General features: G+C 39.5%; 17 protein-coding genes. 15 read left to right on the top strand and 2 right to left on the bottom strand.

The genetic code is table 11. The features are described from left to right. Positions 1-9 precede the first annotated feature (9 nt). The 7 genes from J690_RS06100 (at position 10) to ychF (ending at position 7244) form a co-directional block, all read left to right on the top strand. Entirely contained in the window at positions 10-1233 is a 1224-nt protein-coding gene (locus tag J690_RS06100; RefSeq protein WP_032034778.1) for an SfnB family sulfur acquisition oxidoreductase, read from the top strand. Next, on the top strand, positions 1233-2645 hold the full coding sequence (locus J690_RS06095) for an LLM class flavin-dependent oxidoreductase (protein WP_032034776.1): 1413 nt from the start codon (positions 1233-1235) through the stop codon (positions 2643-2645). The genes J690_RS06100 and J690_RS06095 overlap by 1 nt, the downstream gene beginning before the upstream one ends. A 14-nt stretch (positions 2646-2659) precedes the next feature. Continuing rightward, entirely contained in the window at positions 2660-3490 is an 831-nt protein-coding gene (locus tag J690_RS06090; RefSeq protein WP_032034774.1) for a MetQ/NlpA family ABC transporter substrate-binding protein, read from the top strand. Between the two features lie 13 nt (positions 3491-3503). Then, complete coding sequence (locus tag J690_RS06085) at positions 3504-4337, top strand: MetQ/NlpA family ABC transporter substrate-binding protein (RefSeq protein ID WP_032034771.1); 834 nt, start codon at positions 3504-3506, stop codon at positions 4335-4337. A 5-nt stretch (positions 4338-4342) separates the two neighbouring features. After that, entirely contained in the window at positions 4343-5419 is a 1077-nt protein-coding gene (locus tag J690_RS06080; protein WP_078220705.1) for a methionine ABC transporter ATP-binding protein, read from the top strand. Beyond that, a complete protein-coding gene (locus J690_RS06075) occupies positions 5400-6059 on the top strand; it encodes a methionine ABC transporter permease (protein WP_005069679.1) in 660 nt (219 codons plus the stop codon). The genes J690_RS06080 and J690_RS06075 overlap by 20 nt, the downstream gene beginning before the upstream one ends. A 93-nt stretch (positions 6060-6152) precedes the next feature. Then, positions 6153-7244, top strand: coding sequence for a redox-regulated ATPase YchF (gene ychF, locus J690_RS06070; protein ID WP_004642544.1), 1092 nt, complete (start codon positions 6153-6155; stop codon positions 7242-7244). A 46-nt stretch (positions 7245-7290) separates the two neighbouring features. Here ychF and J690_RS06065 read toward each other — a convergent pair whose 3' ends face one another. Further along, on the bottom strand, positions 7291-7812 hold the full coding sequence (locus J690_RS06065) for an Mpo1 family 2-hydroxy fatty acid dioxygenase (protein ID WP_032034766.1): 522 nt from the start codon (positions 7810-7812) through the stop codon (positions 7291-7293). Between the two features lie 92 nt (positions 7813-7904). Between J690_RS06065 and J690_RS06060 the strand changes: the two genes are divergently transcribed. Both J690_RS06060 and J690_RS06055 read left to right on the top strand, forming a co-directional pair. Then, a complete protein-coding gene (locus tag J690_RS06060) occupies positions 7905-8612 on the top strand; it encodes a Crp/Fnr family transcriptional regulator (RefSeq protein WP_032034764.1) in 708 nt (235 codons plus the stop codon). A 171-nt stretch (positions 8613-8783) separates the two neighbouring features. Next, entirely contained in the window at positions 8784-9119 is a 336-nt protein-coding gene (locus J690_RS06055) for a hypothetical protein (RefSeq protein WP_032006686.1), read from the top strand. A gap of 75 nt (positions 9120-9194) precedes the next feature. Here the strand turns inward: J690_RS06055 and J690_RS06050 are convergent, their stop codons facing one another. Then, a complete protein-coding gene (locus J690_RS06050; RefSeq protein WP_197672326.1) occupies positions 9195-9665 on the bottom strand; it encodes a hypothetical protein in 471 nt (156 codons plus the stop codon). Positions 9666-9786: 121 nt separating this feature from the next. On the opposite strand from J690_RS06050, the gene J690_RS06045 reads away from it, so the two are divergent. The 6 genes from J690_RS06045 to dapC all read left to right on the top strand — a co-directional run bounded on the left by J690_RS06045 (position 9787) and on the right by dapC (position 16580). Then, the gene (locus J690_RS06045) at positions 9787-10509 is read left to right on the top strand and encodes an AzlC family ABC transporter permease (protein ID WP_068906686.1); all 723 of its coding nucleotides are present in this window, start codon (positions 9787-9789) and stop codon (positions 10507-10509) included. 1 nt (position 10510) lies between these two features. Continuing rightward, entirely contained in the window at positions 10511-10852 is a 342-nt protein-coding gene (gene ygaH / locus J690_RS06040; protein ID WP_001047275.1) for an L-valine transporter subunit YgaH, read from the top strand. 131 nt (positions 10853-10983) lie between these two features. Continuing rightward, on the top strand, positions 10984-11373 hold the full coding sequence (locus J690_RS06035) for a tautomerase family protein (RefSeq protein WP_032034760.1): 390 nt from the start codon (positions 10984-10986) through the stop codon (positions 11371-11373). 103 nt (positions 11374-11476) lie between these two features. Then, entirely contained in the window at positions 11477-12694 is a 1218-nt protein-coding gene (gene purT, locus J690_RS06030; RefSeq protein ID WP_081405074.1) for a formate-dependent phosphoribosylglycinamide formyltransferase, read from the top strand. A 27-nt stretch (positions 12695-12721) separates the two neighbouring features. After that, a complete protein-coding gene (gene glnD, locus J690_RS06025; protein WP_000608324.1) occupies positions 12722-15385 on the top strand; it encodes a [protein-PII] uridylyltransferase in 2664 nt (887 codons plus the stop codon). Between the two features lie 25 nt (positions 15386-15410). Then, positions 15411-16580, top strand: coding sequence for a succinyldiaminopimelate transaminase (dapC, locus tag J690_RS06020; RefSeq protein ID WP_032034754.1), 1170 nt, complete (start codon positions 15411-15413; stop codon positions 16578-16580).

Here is a 16580-nt window from a genome sequence, read left to right as displayed (position 1 = left end):
GAAATTGTCATGACTTCATATCAATCGGTTCAAACTAAACAAACATCGGCATCTGGCCAAGCGCACATTATTCAAAATGATGTTGAAGCATTAGAAGTTGCCAAACAATTTGCTGAGCAATTTAAAAAAACCGCAGTTGAGCGAGACGCTAAACGAATTTTACCGTATACCGAAATCGATGCTTTGAGCCAATCTGGTCTTTGGGCAATTACAGTGCCAAAGCAATATGGCGGTGCCGAAGTTTCAAGCCATACAGTTGCTAAAGTGATTGCACTTTTAAGCGGTGCCGATGGTTCAATCGGACAAATTCCACAAAACCATTTTTATGCTTTAGAAGTATTGCGCAATACAGGCACAGAAGCTCAAAAACAACGTTTATATAGCGAAGTTTTAAATGGCACTCGCTTTGGTAATGCACTTGCTGAGTTTAAAACTAAAACTTCAACTCATAAACAAACCAATATCCGTCCTCACGGAAATGGCTACCTGATTCAAGGTGAAAAGTTTTACTGCACAGGAAGTTTATTTGCTCACCGTATTCCAACCTTGGTTTTAGACGATGCGGGTCGAGAATATCTAGCCTTTGTAAAAAGTGGTTCACAAGGATTAAAACTTGTTGATGACTGGTCTGGCTTTGGACAAAAAACTACAGGCAGCGGCACGGTCAAGTTTGATCAGGTTTTTGTCGATGCAGATGATGTTATTCCTTTTGATACTGCATTTTTACAGCCGACCTTAGTGGGTCCTTTTGCGCAAATTATGCATGCATCGATTGAGGTAGGTATTGCACGTGCAGCCTTTGAAGAAAGTTTGCAAAGAGTGCATCAAGCTCGCCCATGGATTGATTCAAATGTAGAAACGGCCAACCAAGATCCTTTAACGATTTATGAGCTAGGACGCATTGCTGTAGATGTACGAGCAAGTGAAGTGTTATTAAAACAAGCTGCGCAATCAATTGATGCTGCAAAAATTGAAACCACACCTGAAAGCATTGCTAAAGCTTCAATTGATGTGGCTAAAGTGCGTGCTCATAGTACAGATATCGCCCTAAAAGCATCGTCTAAGCTGATTGAACTTGCTGGTAGTCGTGGTAGTCAGTCTCAAGATGGCCTAGACCGTTTCTGGCGTAATGCGCGTGTACATACATTGCATGATGCCGCACGATGGAAATATTACTTTATTGGGAACTATGTGCTTAACGGTGTGCTTCCACCTCGTCGGGGGACATTGTAATGGCAGATTTCAAAGCAAAAGAGATTTTATTAAACGCCTTTGACATGAACTGTGTTGGGCATATCAATCATGGCTTATGGACACATCCACGTGATGAATCACACCGTTTTAACGAACTCAGTTATTGGACAGAACAAGCCAAGACCTTAGAAAGTGGTTTATTTGATGGTTTATTTATTGCGGACATTACAGGTGTGTATGACGTCTATCAAAACGGTATTGATCTGACTTTAAAAGAGTCCATTCAGCTTCCGAGCCATGACCCGTCTACACTCATTTCAGCAATGGCGGCAGTCACTCAAAACTTAAGTTTTGGGGTCACTGTGAACTTAAGCTATGAGCATCCGTATCAATTTGCCCGCCGCTTTGCGAGTCTCGACCATTTAACTCAAGGTCGTATTGGCTGGAATATCGTGACGGGCTATTTAGATAGTGCAGAACGCTTGATTGGCCAAAAAGGTTTAAAAGACCACGATGCTCGCTATGAACAAGCCGAAGAATTTTTAGAGCTTTGCTATAAATATTGGGAAGGTTCATGGGAAAACGACGCAGTTAAAAAAGATAAAGCACGGCGTGTTTTTACAGATCCATCTAAAGTTCACACCATTCACCACCACGGAAAATATTACCAAAGCGAAGGTGTGTTTCAGGTGTCTCCTTCTGTGCAACGTACCCCAACACTGTTTCAAGCAGGTGCTTCACCCAAAGGTATGCAGTTTGCGACTCGTCATGCTGAGTGTGTATTTATTGGCGGCGACAAACCCGAAAAAATACGCGAACAAGTGAAAAAGATTCGTGCTCTTGCAGAACAGCAAGGCCGTTCAGCGGATGATATTAAAGTCTTTGTCGGTATAACCGTTGTTGTTGCCGAAACACATGATCTAGCCGTACAGAAACTGAATGAATATCGTCAATATGCAAGTCCTGAAGCAGGCTTAGCACATTATGCGAGTTCAACTGGTATCGACTTAAGTAAATTTGCCGACGATGAAGCGATTCCTTACCAAAAAAGTAACAGTATTGTTTCGATTACCGAAAAATTTAAAGAGCAACAAATCACGAAAAATGACTTAAAAGCTCAGCATGTTTTAGGTGGTCGTTACCCACTCATTGTGGGTAGTGGCGAAGAAGTTGCTGAATATTTAATTCATCTTTTAGATGGGACTGATATTGATGGCTTTAATTTGACACGTACAGTTGCACCAGAGTCTCACCACGACTTTATTCGCTTGGTCATTCCTGAGCTACAACAGCGTGGACGCTATAAAACTGCATATAAAACGGGTTCACTGCGGAACAAAATCTTTAATCGGGGTGACCAATTATCAAAACAACACCCTGTTCAAGCGTTCCGATGTAGTCCCTATAACAACAGCAAAAACTTAACAACAATTGAAGAAATAACCGCTTAAATTTGGAGATAGACATGGCTCAAACAGCCTCAAAAAAATGGCTAGGCGTAGGCTTAGTCGTTGTAGTCCTTATTGTTGCTTTATTCTTTTGGAATAAACATCGTCAAAGTGGCTCAAATGAACTTGTGATTGGTATTAGCCCACCATTTGCAAAAACTTTACAAACTGCTGCCGATGAAGCAAAGAAACAGGGTTTAAATGTAAAACTGGTCGAATTTTCTGACTGGAATACACCAAACATTACTTTAAATCATGGGGATATTGATGCGAACTTTTTCCAGCACCAACCTTTCTTAGACAATGCAATTAAAGAAACAGGCTTTAAATTAAAGGCATTTGCAGTGGGTGCAGCATCACATGTGGGACTTTATTCAAAGAAATATAAAAGCCTTGATGAATTGCCGCAAAACGCACGTGTAGTAATTCCAAATGATCCAGTCAATCAAGGTCGTGCCCTGCTACTTTTACAGCAAGCTAAATTAATTACGCTTAAAGATTCAAACAATCATTTATCTGCACTTAAAGATGTTGTTTCAAACCCTAAAAATTTGCAATTCGTAGAGGTTGAAGGACCACAAACTGCTCGTGCAATAGATGATGTTGACTTGGCTTTTGGCTATCCGCATTACCTACGCTTAGCAAAAACAGCTGACCCTGAAAGTGCACTTTTACTTGATGACAATACCAATAAACGTTATGCAATTTTGTTTGTAGTGCGTGATGACTACAAAGATAAGGGAGACAAATTAAAGAAATTTGTTGAGATCTATCAAAACTCGCCAAAAGTTAAAGCTGTGTTAGATGCTGAGATTGGTCCAAAACTTTGGTTCCCTGGCTGGAAGTAATAACGGAAAGATTATGGCGATTCAGTTCAAACAGCATAAGCCTTGGTTACTCGGAATTACGGTTTTAATCGTAGTTCTGGGCCTCGTCGGTTACCGTTATATTAAAAAAAAACAAGCCGATGATGTTTTAACGATCGGGATTAGCCCGCCTTATGCTGAGCTATTACAAAGCGTTGCCAATGAAGTAGAAAAGCAAGGTGTTCATGTCAAACTCGTTGAATTTTCTGATTGGCGAGCACCCAATGTTGCCGTAAAAAACGGTGATATTGATGCAAACTTTTTCCAGCAAAGCGTATTTCTACGTAATGCTGTTAAAGAAACGGGTTATGACTTACACGCATTTGGTGTGGGTTCAGGAAGTCATGTGGGTTTATATTCAAAAAAATATAAATCACTTGAAGACTTACCTTCAAATGCACGTGTTGCTATTCCAAACGATCCCGTCAATTTAGCCCGTGCTTTAATTTTATTACATCGTGCAGGTTTAATTCAGCTTAAAGACATTAATAATGAGCTTTCAACCACTCAAGACATTATTGCTAATCCTAAACAGCTGAGCTTTGTTGAAGTTGAAGGCCCACAGACAGCACATGCATATAACGATGTCGATTTAATTTTCGGCTTCCCTCACTACTTAAATATGGCAAAAGTAACCGACCCACATAGCGCATTATTTTTAGATCCAATCGATAAAAAATATGCAATTTTGTTTGTGACCCGTCGCGATTACCAAGATAAAAACCAAAAACTTGCATCCTTTGTTAAAGCATTCCAGAACTCAAAACAAGCACAAGATATTCTGGATAAAGACTTTGGCCAAGGTATGTGGTTTCAAGGCTGGAAATAAGGAGAATGACAATGGTGAGTTTTGGATCACAAGTTGATTTTTCTCTACCTCATATCAAAATTCGTGGTTTAAATAAGTTTTATCAATCGCAGGGTCAAAAGCTGCATGCTTTAAAAGAGATTAACCTTGATATTCCTCAAGGTAAGATTTTAGGCATTATTGGTAAAAGTGGTGCGGGAAAATCTTCCCTACTCCGCACTTTAAATGGCTTAGAACAAGTAAATACAGGCAGTATTCATATTCATCAACAAAACATTGCTGAATTGAGTCATGCCGAGCTTATTCAAACTCGCCAACGAATTGGAATGATTTTTCAACATTTCAATTTAATGTCTGCAAAAACAGTCTGGGAAAATGTGGCATTGCCTTTAAAAGTTTCCAATTACAACAAAGCAGATATCGACCAACGTGTAAATGAGGTTCTAGCTCTCGTAGGTCTTGCAGATAAATCTAACTATTATCCATCACAACTTTCTGGCGGACAAAAGCAACGTGTTGGTATTGCACGCGCACTTGTTCACCACCCAGAAATTTTACTGTGTGACGAGGCAACCTCGGCACTTGATCCAGAAAGTACCGCCACTATTTTGGCTTTACTTAAAAAGATTAATCAGGAACTGGGTCTAACGATTGTACTCATCACTCATGAAATGCAGGTCATTCGAGAAATTTGTGATCAAGTGGTGGTGATTGATCAAGGTGAGATAGTAGAGGCTGGACAAGTCTGGTCTGTATTTTCACGACCAGAACAACAAATTACTCAAGAATTGTTAAACCTTGAGCAAATTACCCTGCCTTTTAAAATCAGTCCTCTACCCGATGAAGATTCGACTCATATTATTGTAAAACTGAAATATGAGGCTGAAGCACATCAGGTTCCGGATATTCAAGAACTACTAGCTAGATTTAAAGCACCTGTCAATTTATATCAAAGTCAGGTCGATACCATTCAAGGGCATATTATTGGTTCACTTTTAGTCGGTATTCCTAACGTAGAAATTGATCTTTCATCTATACGACAAGACGCATTAACTGCAATTGCACAATTTGAGGTACTTGGCTATGCACGACCAGCTCATTGATTTATTAATTACTGGAACTGTAGATACCTTACTCATGGTAGGTGCATCTGCGTTTATTGCTTTTTTAATTGGCTTACCGATTGCTGTTGTTTTAGTCAGCACTTCTGAGCACGGCATTCACCCGTCACAAAAGATTAATCAAGCTTTAGGTTGGGTCATTAACATTACTCGCTCTGTACCCTTTCTTATTTTAATGGTTGCGCTTATTCCACTTACTCGCTGGATTGTGGGTACAAGTTATGGGGTTTGGGCAGCCGTTGTTCCATTGACGATTGCGGCAATTCCCTTCTTTGCTCGTATTGCGGAAGTCAGCTTACGCGAAGTCGACCAAGGCTTAATTGAAGCTGCACAGGCCATGGGTTGTAACCGTAAACAAATTATCTGGCATGTACTTTTACCAGAGGCTTTACCAGGTATTGTGGCGGGTTTTACCGTGACTATTGTGACTATGATTAACTCTTCTGCGATTGCTGGTGCTATTGGTGCAGGTGGCCTAGGAGACATTGCTTATCGTTATGGCTATCAACGTTTTGATATGCAAATTATGTTGGCTGTAATTTTAGTGCTCATTGTTTTAGTCATGTTGGTACAAGCGACTGGCGATGCATTAGCCCAGCAACTTGATAAACGTAAAGTTTAAACGCAATACAACCCTGCTCTAGCCATGACTTTGTCATGGCTTTCATGTAAAATCAGCGACAATTTTTAATTTACACATTTGTGAGTGGTTTTCATGGGTTTTAATTGCGGTATTGTTGGTCTGCCAAACGTAGGGAAATCTACCCTTTTCAATGCATTAACGAAAGCAGCGATTGCAGCGGAAAACTTCCCTTTCTGTACCATTGAACCAAACACAGGTATTGTTCCTGTACCAGATCCACGTTTAGACAAACTTGCTGCGATTGTAAAACCACAGCGTATTTTGCCTACCACCATGGAATTTGTAGACATTGCTGGTCTTGTTGCTGGTGCGTCAAAAGGTGAAGGCTTAGGTAACCAATTCCTTGCTAACATCCGTGAAACTGATGCAATCGCTCATGTTGTACGTTGTTTCGAAGACGAAAACGTGATTCACGTAAATGGCAAAATTGATCCATTAGACGACATCGCAACTATCAATACTGAACTTGCACTTGCCGATCTTGAAACTGTTGCAAAAGCAATTTTACGTTTAACTAAAGTTGCTAAAGGCGGTGATAAAGAAGCTGTAGCAACTAAAGCAGTTTTAGAAAAAATCCAACCGTTACTTGACGAAGGTAAACCAGCGCGTGCAGCTGATTTATCTGATGACGAACGCAAATTAGTTCGTGGTTTTGGTTTAATGACTTTAAAACCAACCATGTATATTGCAAACGTTGCAGAAGATGGTTTTGAAAATAACCCGCATTTAGATGCAGTAAAAAAACTTGCTGCGGAAGAAAACGCAATTGTTGTTCCTCTTTGCAACCAGATCGAAGCTGAAATTTCATTATTAGAAGATGAAGATCGTGCTGAGTTCCTAGAAGCAATGGGCATGGAAGAACCAGGCTTAAATGTGGTTATTCGTGCAGGTTATGCACTTTTAGGTTTACAGACTTATTTCACTGCTGGTGTACAAGAAGTACGTGCATGGACAGTAAAAGTTGGCGCAACCGCTCCTCAAGCCGCTGGTGTGATTCATACCGACTTCGAAAAAGGCTTCATCCGTGCTGAAGTTGTTGCATATGATGACTTCGTACAATACAACGGTGAAAACGGCGCTAAAGAAGCTGGTAAATGGCGTTTAGAAGGTAAAACTTACGTTGTTCAAGACGGCGATGTAATGCACTTCCGTTTTAACGTTTAAGTTAAAGCTTAAGAAAAAGCCCCAATATGTTGGGGCTTTTTTACATTTAATGACTTAAATCCATCGTCTCTCGTTTACTACGCGCCTCTTGTAAAATACGCGTATGCAAAGGCTTTCTAAAACCTAGCATAAATATAAATTCTGCCAATACAAATAATGGTCCTATCGCAAGTCCTATCACATCATCAACAAAAGCTGGTTTTTTCTTTTCGAAATAATGTCCCACAAACTGAAAGACCCACCCCACCACAAAGAAACCAATACTTGCCGCTAACCATTGTCCTAAGGATAATTGAGCAATTTGGCTCGCCAGTGGATACACAGCAACCAAGATAATGAGCATGAGTAAGCCAAATACTTTATCTAAAATAAAATAATAGATCGTACTAGCTGCAATCAGGACTACAGCTAAAGTCAGTTTAAAACTACCAATATCGACTCCAGCTCTTGCGGTTAAACACAAAATTGAAAACACGATGAGCGGAATACCGATAAAATGCGTCAAAATATTTTTATGATTTAAGTGGTAAGCCGCATATTTGCTAAGCTGTTGCTCCAAATTTGACATGAGTTATTCCCTATTCACTTACATATAGTCATACTGTACAAATAAGGAAAACTTAAAGTTGTCAGCTGTTTGACAAAGTAATGAATTTTTTCATGGATGACCGAATTTTGGACCTAATTTATATTAACCGACTAAAAGAAAACACATGGTTTAGTGTGCTTCCGGAAACATTCCAAAATTTTATTTTAGAACATGGCAAGCAAATTACTTTTGAGAAAAATAGCTATGTTTTCCATGCTCAAGATCTATTTGATGGCATTTATACCGTACTTGAAGGCTCGATTAGCTTGGGTTATGTCGATGTAAATGGTAATGAAGCTCTTTCTGCTATTGCTGAGCCAATCATGTGGTTTGGTGAAATATCATTGATTGATGATGAACCGCGCTCACACGATGCGATTGCATTGAAAAAAAGTACAGTTTTACATATTCCTGCAAAACCATTAAATGATCTACTCAAGGAAAATCCATATTATTGGTACTATTTTGCACGTTTAACGAGCCAAAAACTCAGGTATGTTTTCTTAGAACAGATTGCTATCCAAACACGTAGTATTTCTCAAAGGCTGGCTCAGCGTCTTCTATTCATTTTAGAAGGATACGGCAACCATATTCTTATTCAAGATCATCACATCCATATTTCTCAAGAACAATTGGCAAATATGCTGACCACATCTAGACAGACGATCAATCATGAGCTGAGCCTGCTCGAAAAACAGAAAATCATCAAAATTGCTTTTAGAAAAATTGAGATTCTAGATATTGAGAAATTGAAAATAGTTGCTCAAGCACAATGCTAATTTTTTAAAAGCGGCTAAATAATAAAAACTTAAAATTAAATTAAAAAATTAGATAACACTGCAAATCAAAACATTGTTCAAACTCTATTTCCACAAAATAAATGTGTTAAAGCAGATATTTTCACCCTACACTCAAGCTGAGCAATAATACTCAACAAGGCGCTGATTAACATGAAAAAATTATCAACAATTCTTACAGCAAGCGTATTGGCTATGCTAAGTGTTTCGGCATTTGCATGTCCAAAAGGGACTCAACTACAAGGCGGTACAGGACCGAATCACAAAGGTGGAAAATGTGTAGCGGTACATGGAAAAACTACAGCTCAAAAAGCCAAGAAAGAGGTAACTAAAACTAAACAGGATGTTAAAAAAGACTTAAGCACTCAAAAACATGATGCAATGACCAGCGCGACACATGCTCAACATGAATCACAGCAAATGACTCATCAAATGAAACAAGATGCTGTGAAAACTGCCAACACCGCTAAAGCTGCCACAAAACCGTAATTCACATTCACTCATTATCGTTTAAAAGCAAAAAAAGCGAGATTGATCATCTCGCTTTTTTTAGATTCATTAGTTTTATTTTGGCGACGTATTTCCAAGATTTGGTGTATCGATCGCATCCTTACATTGAGCCTTATCTCGCTCATAGTCCGCTTGCTTTTGGGCAACTGAACTATTGTTTTCTAGCGTTTCGCGTGCCCATATATCTAAACTTGTCAGGGCTTTACGACAGAGTGCATATTTCCCTTCTGTCACTGAATCCGTCATTTTTACATTAATGCGCCAGTCTGTACTCAATTGACGTAAAGGTTTACGAACTTTGTCATCAATTTGGCTGAGTTGTTTTTCATAAACTAAATGCTCAACCGTGTTAATTAATGTCCATGCTTTTTGAGCATAAACAGTTGCATCATTGGTTAGTTTCGGTGCTGGCTTAATTTCTACTTTTTTTTCTACACCCTGATTACCATTATCACAGCCCTGCAATGTAAAAATACCTGCACTCATCATGGCGATATAAACTAAACGAATCTTTGCCTTGAACATATCAAACTGCCGATTAAACATTTCGGCACTATGCTATTAAATTCGGCTACAATACTCAATCTTTCAAGTATTTTTATCATTTGGTTTATTGCCAAGGTGTATTGTGTCCGAACAACAATTGATGCCTGCCCAAACAGCAACTTTTTGGCAAGGCGCCAAAGATAGCCAAGCTATCGTACTCACTTATTTACCCGTTTCTTTTGCCTTTGGCGTTTCTGCATCCCAGTTTGGTTTTACACCATGGGAAGCTTTTTTTCTATCTTGTTCAATGTATGCCGGCGCTAGCCAATTTTTGGTTGTCGCGCTTTTGGCTAGCGGTTCATCCATTTGGCTAACAGCATTAACAGTTATTGCCCTCGATATTCGCCATGTCCTTTATGGACCTGCTCTATACAACCTGATTCCAAACAAATTAAATCTTAAGAAAACGGCAGTATGGGCTTGGGGCTTAACGGATGAAGTTTTTGCCAGTGGAATGATCCAACTTTCACAGCGCAGACAACAATGGTCCGAGTCTTGGATGTTAGGCTTAAGTCTATTTAGTTGGATGGCTTGGGCAACTGGCTCTTTGTTAGGCGGATTATTTGCCGATCAAGTTGCTCATTTACCAAAGTTTTTACAAGCAGCTTTAGACTTCTTGTTACCAGCTTTATTCTTAAGTTTTTTATTAGCGGCGTTTGAACGAAAGCATAGCCTTGTTGTTGCTGTATCTTTAGTAGTTTCAGCTTTGGCGTGTTATTGGATTAACTTATCAGCCGCTATTTTTATAGGTATTTTTTCAGGAATTTTAGCTGGTCTATTTAAACATTATGTGCTGAAACAGCATGATGAGGTTGAGGCTTAATATGAACCTAGAAATTATTCTGGTCGGCATTATTGTGGGTATAGCCAATTTTGCTTCACGCTTTGGACCTTTTTTCGTAATACAAAAACTACAGGGCAACCAACAAAGACGCGGCTCAATCTGGATCAAAATTGCCTTAGGGAGTATTGGAATATCTGCAATTAGTGCCATGCTTGTAGTTGCTACCCTTCCACCTCTCCTTGAAACTCCCAATAAGAGTTTCGCAATGCTTATCGGTTTTTTAGTTTTAGCAGGTCTTTATTTTAAATTTAAGAAAATCGTACCAGCAACTTTAACTGCCGCAATTGTTTATGGTCTGATCTATACTTATTTACCTTTATAAATAGATAAACTTATCTTCCTTATATAAAATAAAATCTGGCCAGAGGCGTTTAAGATTGAAACTTCTGGCTTGGAAAATTTAATTTTTGAATTGATTAAAAAGATAACCTTAGCTACTTAATAGAGATAAAAATGTCACAAGTTAAAATTTATGCAAATGAACAAACCATTATGCAGTACCGAGAATTACTTTCTCATGCAATCCATCAAGCGCTTATTGAAGAATTGAAATATCCTGTTGAGAAAAGGTTTCAACGTTTTATTAGCCTTAAACCAGGAAATTTCATTTACCCTTCTGACAGAATCCAGCATTACATTATTATTGAACTTTCAATGTTTGCAGGCCGCAGTGCAGCCACTAAAAAGCAGCTTATCCAAACCTTATTCCGTAATATTCAAGAACAATGTAGAATTTCTCCACAAGACATTGAAATTACTATTTTTGAAACACCTAAAGAAAATTGGGGCATCCGTGGTAAAAATGCGGATGAATTGCTTTTAAACTATCAGGTTAATATCTAAAAACCACTTTTTTTAATTGTCCGACAAAATTACTTTTTTTATGCATGATAAGGCTTAACTCCACCATAAGTTCTGCTATGCTTAAAAAAATAATTTTGTCAGGATGATTCGCATGAGCGTGACACTCGGTACCCCACTTCAATCTTCTGCATTTAAAGTTTTATTGTTAGGTTCAGGAGAGCTTGGCAAAGAAGTTGTAATTTCCTTACAACGCCTTGGTGTAGAAGTACATGCAGCCGACCGTTATGATCATGCACCAGCAATGCAAGTTGCACATTTTTCTTATGTGTTAAACATGGCAGATCCTGCCCAATTAAAACAACTCATCGAGAAAATTAAACCAAATTTAATTGTTCCAGAAATTGAAGCAATTGCGACAGAAATTTTACTTGAAATTGAAGCGAGCAAAACAGCAACTGTCATCCCTTCTGCTAAAGCTGTAAACCTCACAATGAACCGTGAAGGCATTCGCCGTCTTGCGGCTGAAGAACTTGGCCTACCTACTTCTGCTTATCGTTTTGCTGATACGCTCGAAAGCTTCCGCGCCGCTTGCGATGACATTGGTTATCCAAACTTTGTAAAACCAGTCATGTCATCTTCAGGTAAAGGTCAGTCTCGTGTAAAAAGTTTCGATGAAGTCGATGCAGCTTGGGAATATGCAATGCAAGGTGGCCGTGTTAACCAAGGCACGGTTATTATTGAATCTCAAATTGATTTTGATTTTGAAATTACATTACTTACCGTTCGCGCTAAAAACCCTGAAACTGGTGAAATCGAAACTCATTACTGTGACCCAATTGGTCACCGCCAAGATGCCGGGGATTATGTAGAAAGCTGGCAACCTCAACCAATGACGACGGCGGCACTCGAAGAAGCAAAACGTATTGCAAATAAAGTGACAACTGCACTTGGTGGCTGTGGTATTTTTGGTGTAGAACTGTTTATTAAAGGCGACAAGGTTTGGTTTAGTGAAGTCTCACCTCGCCCACACGATACAGGACTCGTAACTTTAGCATCTCAGTTTCAAAGTGAATTTGAACTGCATGCACGTGCAATTTTAGGTTTACCTGTAAACACAGCACGCCACAGTGTTGCAGCAAGTGCAGTAATTTATGCTGGAGTTGATGCCAGCAATTTAAGTTATAGCAATCTCAATGTAGCTTTAACACACCCAGACACCGATTTACGCCTGTTTGGCAAACCAGAAGGTTTCAAACGTCGTCGTATGGGTGTAGCAACCGCTCGTGCTGAAAATACTGATCTTGCTCGTACTTTAGCGAAAGAAACCGCTGATCAAGTAAGCGTTCAAACAAACTCTTAATTTTTACTTATTGGTAGACCCATTTTCATGATCAATATATCGCCATTGTTGAACTATGTCTCAAGTCATCATGATATTAAAGCCATTAATCAATGGCGAACGGATGTAGAAAAGCAGTTGCAAGATTCATATGAAAATGGGCAATCTATTCGTGAAATCATTAAAGCCCGTTCAGATTTAGTAGATGAAGCACTGATCTTTTTATGGAAACATGCTGAACTCGATCAAACAGAACTGGGCCTTTTTGCTGTAGGCGGTTATGGGCGCCGTGAAATGTTGCCCTATTCCGATGTCGATATCATGATCCTATCGGAGCATGAAATTAACGAAGAAAACGAAAAACGTATCTCTACATTTATTTCTTCTTTATGGGACGTTGGAAACTTTAAACCTGGCATTAGTGTTCGCACGATTCAAAGCTGTGTTGAACAGGCCGCTACCGATTTAACCGTTGCAACAACTTTAATTGAGGCGCGGTTAATTACTGGCAATAGTCAGCTTGCGAAATGGCCTCGCCGTATTGTTTCGCAGACATGGACAGACAAAACATTTTATGACGCAAAAATGGCCGAACAAGCCAAGCGTTACCACCAACACAACAATACTGAAAGTAATTTAGAACCCGACATAAAAAATGCACCGGGCGGTATTCGTGACATTAACCAAATTGGCTGGATTGCTAAACGTCACTTTCGCGTAAACCGTATTTATGACTTAGTGCATTTAGGTTTCATTTCAGAGTTTGAATTGGCAGTTTTAGAAGAAGCTGAAAGTTTTCTTTGGGAAATTCGACATCATTTACACCGTTTAGCTAAACGTGATGAAAACCGTTTACTCTTTGACCATCAAAGGGAAATTGCCGCCAAATTTGGATATGTGCGTCAAGAAGGTCAACCTGTAAATTATGGTGTTGAGCAATTCATGAAACGCTACTACCGTACGGCGCAACAGGTTTCAACACTCAATGAAATGTTGCTGGCGTATTTTAGCGAGTCAGTGATTACTCCTCGACTGCCCAACTATGAACGCAAAATTGAAGTCGTTAACGATCACTTTAAAATTGTCGATAATAAACTTGCGGTACAGCATCATAAAATATTCGCAGAACATCCAAGCGCAATTTTAGAGCTGTTCTATATTTTAGCCAATCGACCAGATATTGAAGGCATTCGCGCTCGTACTTTACGCTTACTTATTCTTGCGGCGAAACGAATCAACCAAAGTTATCGCGATAATCCAGAGCATCAAGCACTGTTTATGTCGATTATTCGCTCACCATATCGTTTATACGATACCTTGGTTGCGATGAAACGTTATGGTGTTTTAGGAAACTATATTCCTGCTTTTGGCCAAATTATGGGCCTTATGCAATATGACTTGTTCCATATCTATACGGTCGATGCTCACACATTATTATTGCTGCGTAATTTAAATCGTTTTAGAGAACCTGAATTCGCTAAAGAATTCCCTGTAGTAAGTTCAGTTTTCCAACGTCTTGCCCGTCAAGATATTGTCTTTATTGCTGCTTTATTCCATGACATCGCAAAAGGTCGCGGTGGTGACCACAGCGAACTCGGCGCAGAAGATGCAATTGAGTTTGGCCGTGCACATGGCTTTACAGAACGTGAATGCAAATTAATTGCATGGCTCATTCAAAATCATTTGCTCATGTCACTCACAGCTCAGAAAAAAGATATTTCTGATCCAGACGTCGTGAAAGATTTTGCCGAAAAACTTGGCGATATGGAGCATCTTGATTATCTATATACCTTAACGGTTGCCGATATTAACGCGACAAATCCAAAACTATGGAACACATGGCGCGCTTCTCTCATGCGTCAACTTTATACGCACGCTCGTGATGTAATCCGTACAGGTTTAGGCCGTCCTGTTGACTACCAAATGCTGATTGAAGACACCAAGTTTGCAGCAAGTGAATTGCTGGTAAATAACTTCGCATTGGCAGATGTCGAAAAAGTATGGCAAGAACTAGGTGATGAATACTTCATTAAAGAATCGGCGGATGAAATTGCGTGGCATACACAAGCAATTTTAAAACACGGTGATAATCCAGAGCCATTAGTCCTATTGCGTGCTCACCGTAAAGCAGCTCAAGATGCGGTGCAAATCTTTATTTATACTCGCGATCAACCTAACCTATTTGCCACCACTGTTGCCGTTTTAGACCGAATGAACTTAGACGTTCAGGACGCAAAAATTATCACGGCAAGTACAGCATTTAGCTTAGACACTTATGTTGTACTTGATCGTTTCGGGACATTGCTTACCGACCCAGAACGTGAAGAAACCGTTAAAAATGCATTAGTGAAAGCCCTTAGCCAACCAGACCAATATCCGGGACTCATGCAACGTCGTATTCCACGTCAATTACGTCATTTCGATATTGAAAATACAGTCGACGTAACATTAAATGAAGCCTTACAGCAAAATATGGTCGAAATTTCAACACTCGATCACCCTGGCCTACTTGCACGCGTCGGTGGTTTATTTATGATGCAAGGTTTAGACATCCATTCAGCCCGAATCGCAACTTTAGGCGAACGTGCCGAAGATATTTTCTTTGTCACCAAAAAAGATGGAAAACCGCTGAATAACGAAGAGGTCAAACTCTTCTCGGAAAAACTGAAAGCTGCATTAGATGAAGCATCTAATCAAATTTGTCAGCACTGAAACTCAACTACTTGGTAACTGTTTAATGAACTCTAGCTTGTCGTTATTACACCCGTATCCATTTGAAAAGTTAAACCAACTTTTTAAGGATACTACTCCTGCTAACCTTCCCTTGATTCCTCTATCAATTGGCGAACCTAAGCATCCAGCACCAGAGTTTGTTAAACAGGCTATTATTGATAACTTTAACCACCTATCAACTTATCCAAACAGTAAAGGCTTACCTGAGCTTCGCCAAAGCATTGCAGATTGGTTAACTAAGCGCTTTAAACTTAACAGCATTAGTGCTGAAAACCACATCTTGCCTGTCTCTGGTACACGTGAAGGCATTTTCTCTTTTGTACAGGCATTAATTAATCGTGAAGATGCACCTTATGTGGTGATGCCGAACCCGTTTTATCAAATTTATGAAGGTGCAGCTTTACTTGCAGGTGCAAAGCCATACTTCATTAATTGCACGGAAGAAAATGGCTATTTAGGTGATTTTGATGCAGTACCAGCAGAAGTTTGGGAAAAAACAGCCCTACTTTTTGTATGTACACCGGGTAACCCAACAGGTACTGTGCTTTCTAAAGAACAATTTAAAAAGCTAATTGCTCTATCTGATCAATATAATTTCGTTATTGCTTCTGATGAATGCTATTCAGAGCTTTGGTTTGATCAAGCACCTACTGGTCTATTAGAAGTGTGTGCTGAGCTTGGCCGTTATGACTACAAAAACTGTATCGTATTTCATTCACTTTCAAAACGCTCAAATTTACCAGGTCTGCGCTCAGGTTTTGTAGCGGGTGATGCCGATCTGTTAAAGCCATATTTGCAATACCGCACCTATCACGGCGCTGCAATGCCAGTACAACACCAGCTTGCTTCAATCGCAGCGTGGAACGATGAAAACCATGTTGAAGAAAACCGTAAGCAATATCGTGCAAAGTTTGATTTATTCCAATCTGAGCTAGGTCATCTGCTCCCACTACAAAAACCTGATGCTGGTTTTTATTACTGGTTAAAAGTCGATAATGATGAAACTTTTGCCAAAATGCTCATGGAAAAAGCACATATTAAAGTTTTACCGGGTCGTTATCTATCTCGTGATACCGAACAAGGTAACCCTGGTGCCAACCATGTGCGTATGGCTTTAGTAGCAGATTTGGCACAATGTGAAGAAGTCGTTAAACGTTTAAAAGCGATTCTTTAA

It is taken from the genome of Acinetobacter sp. 742879, from assembly GCF_000588535.1.
GTDB classification, from domain to species: domain Bacteria; phylum Pseudomonadota; class Gammaproteobacteria; order Pseudomonadales; family Moraxellaceae; genus Acinetobacter; species Acinetobacter pittii.
This window is presented reverse-complemented; position numbering and strand designations above follow the sequence as displayed.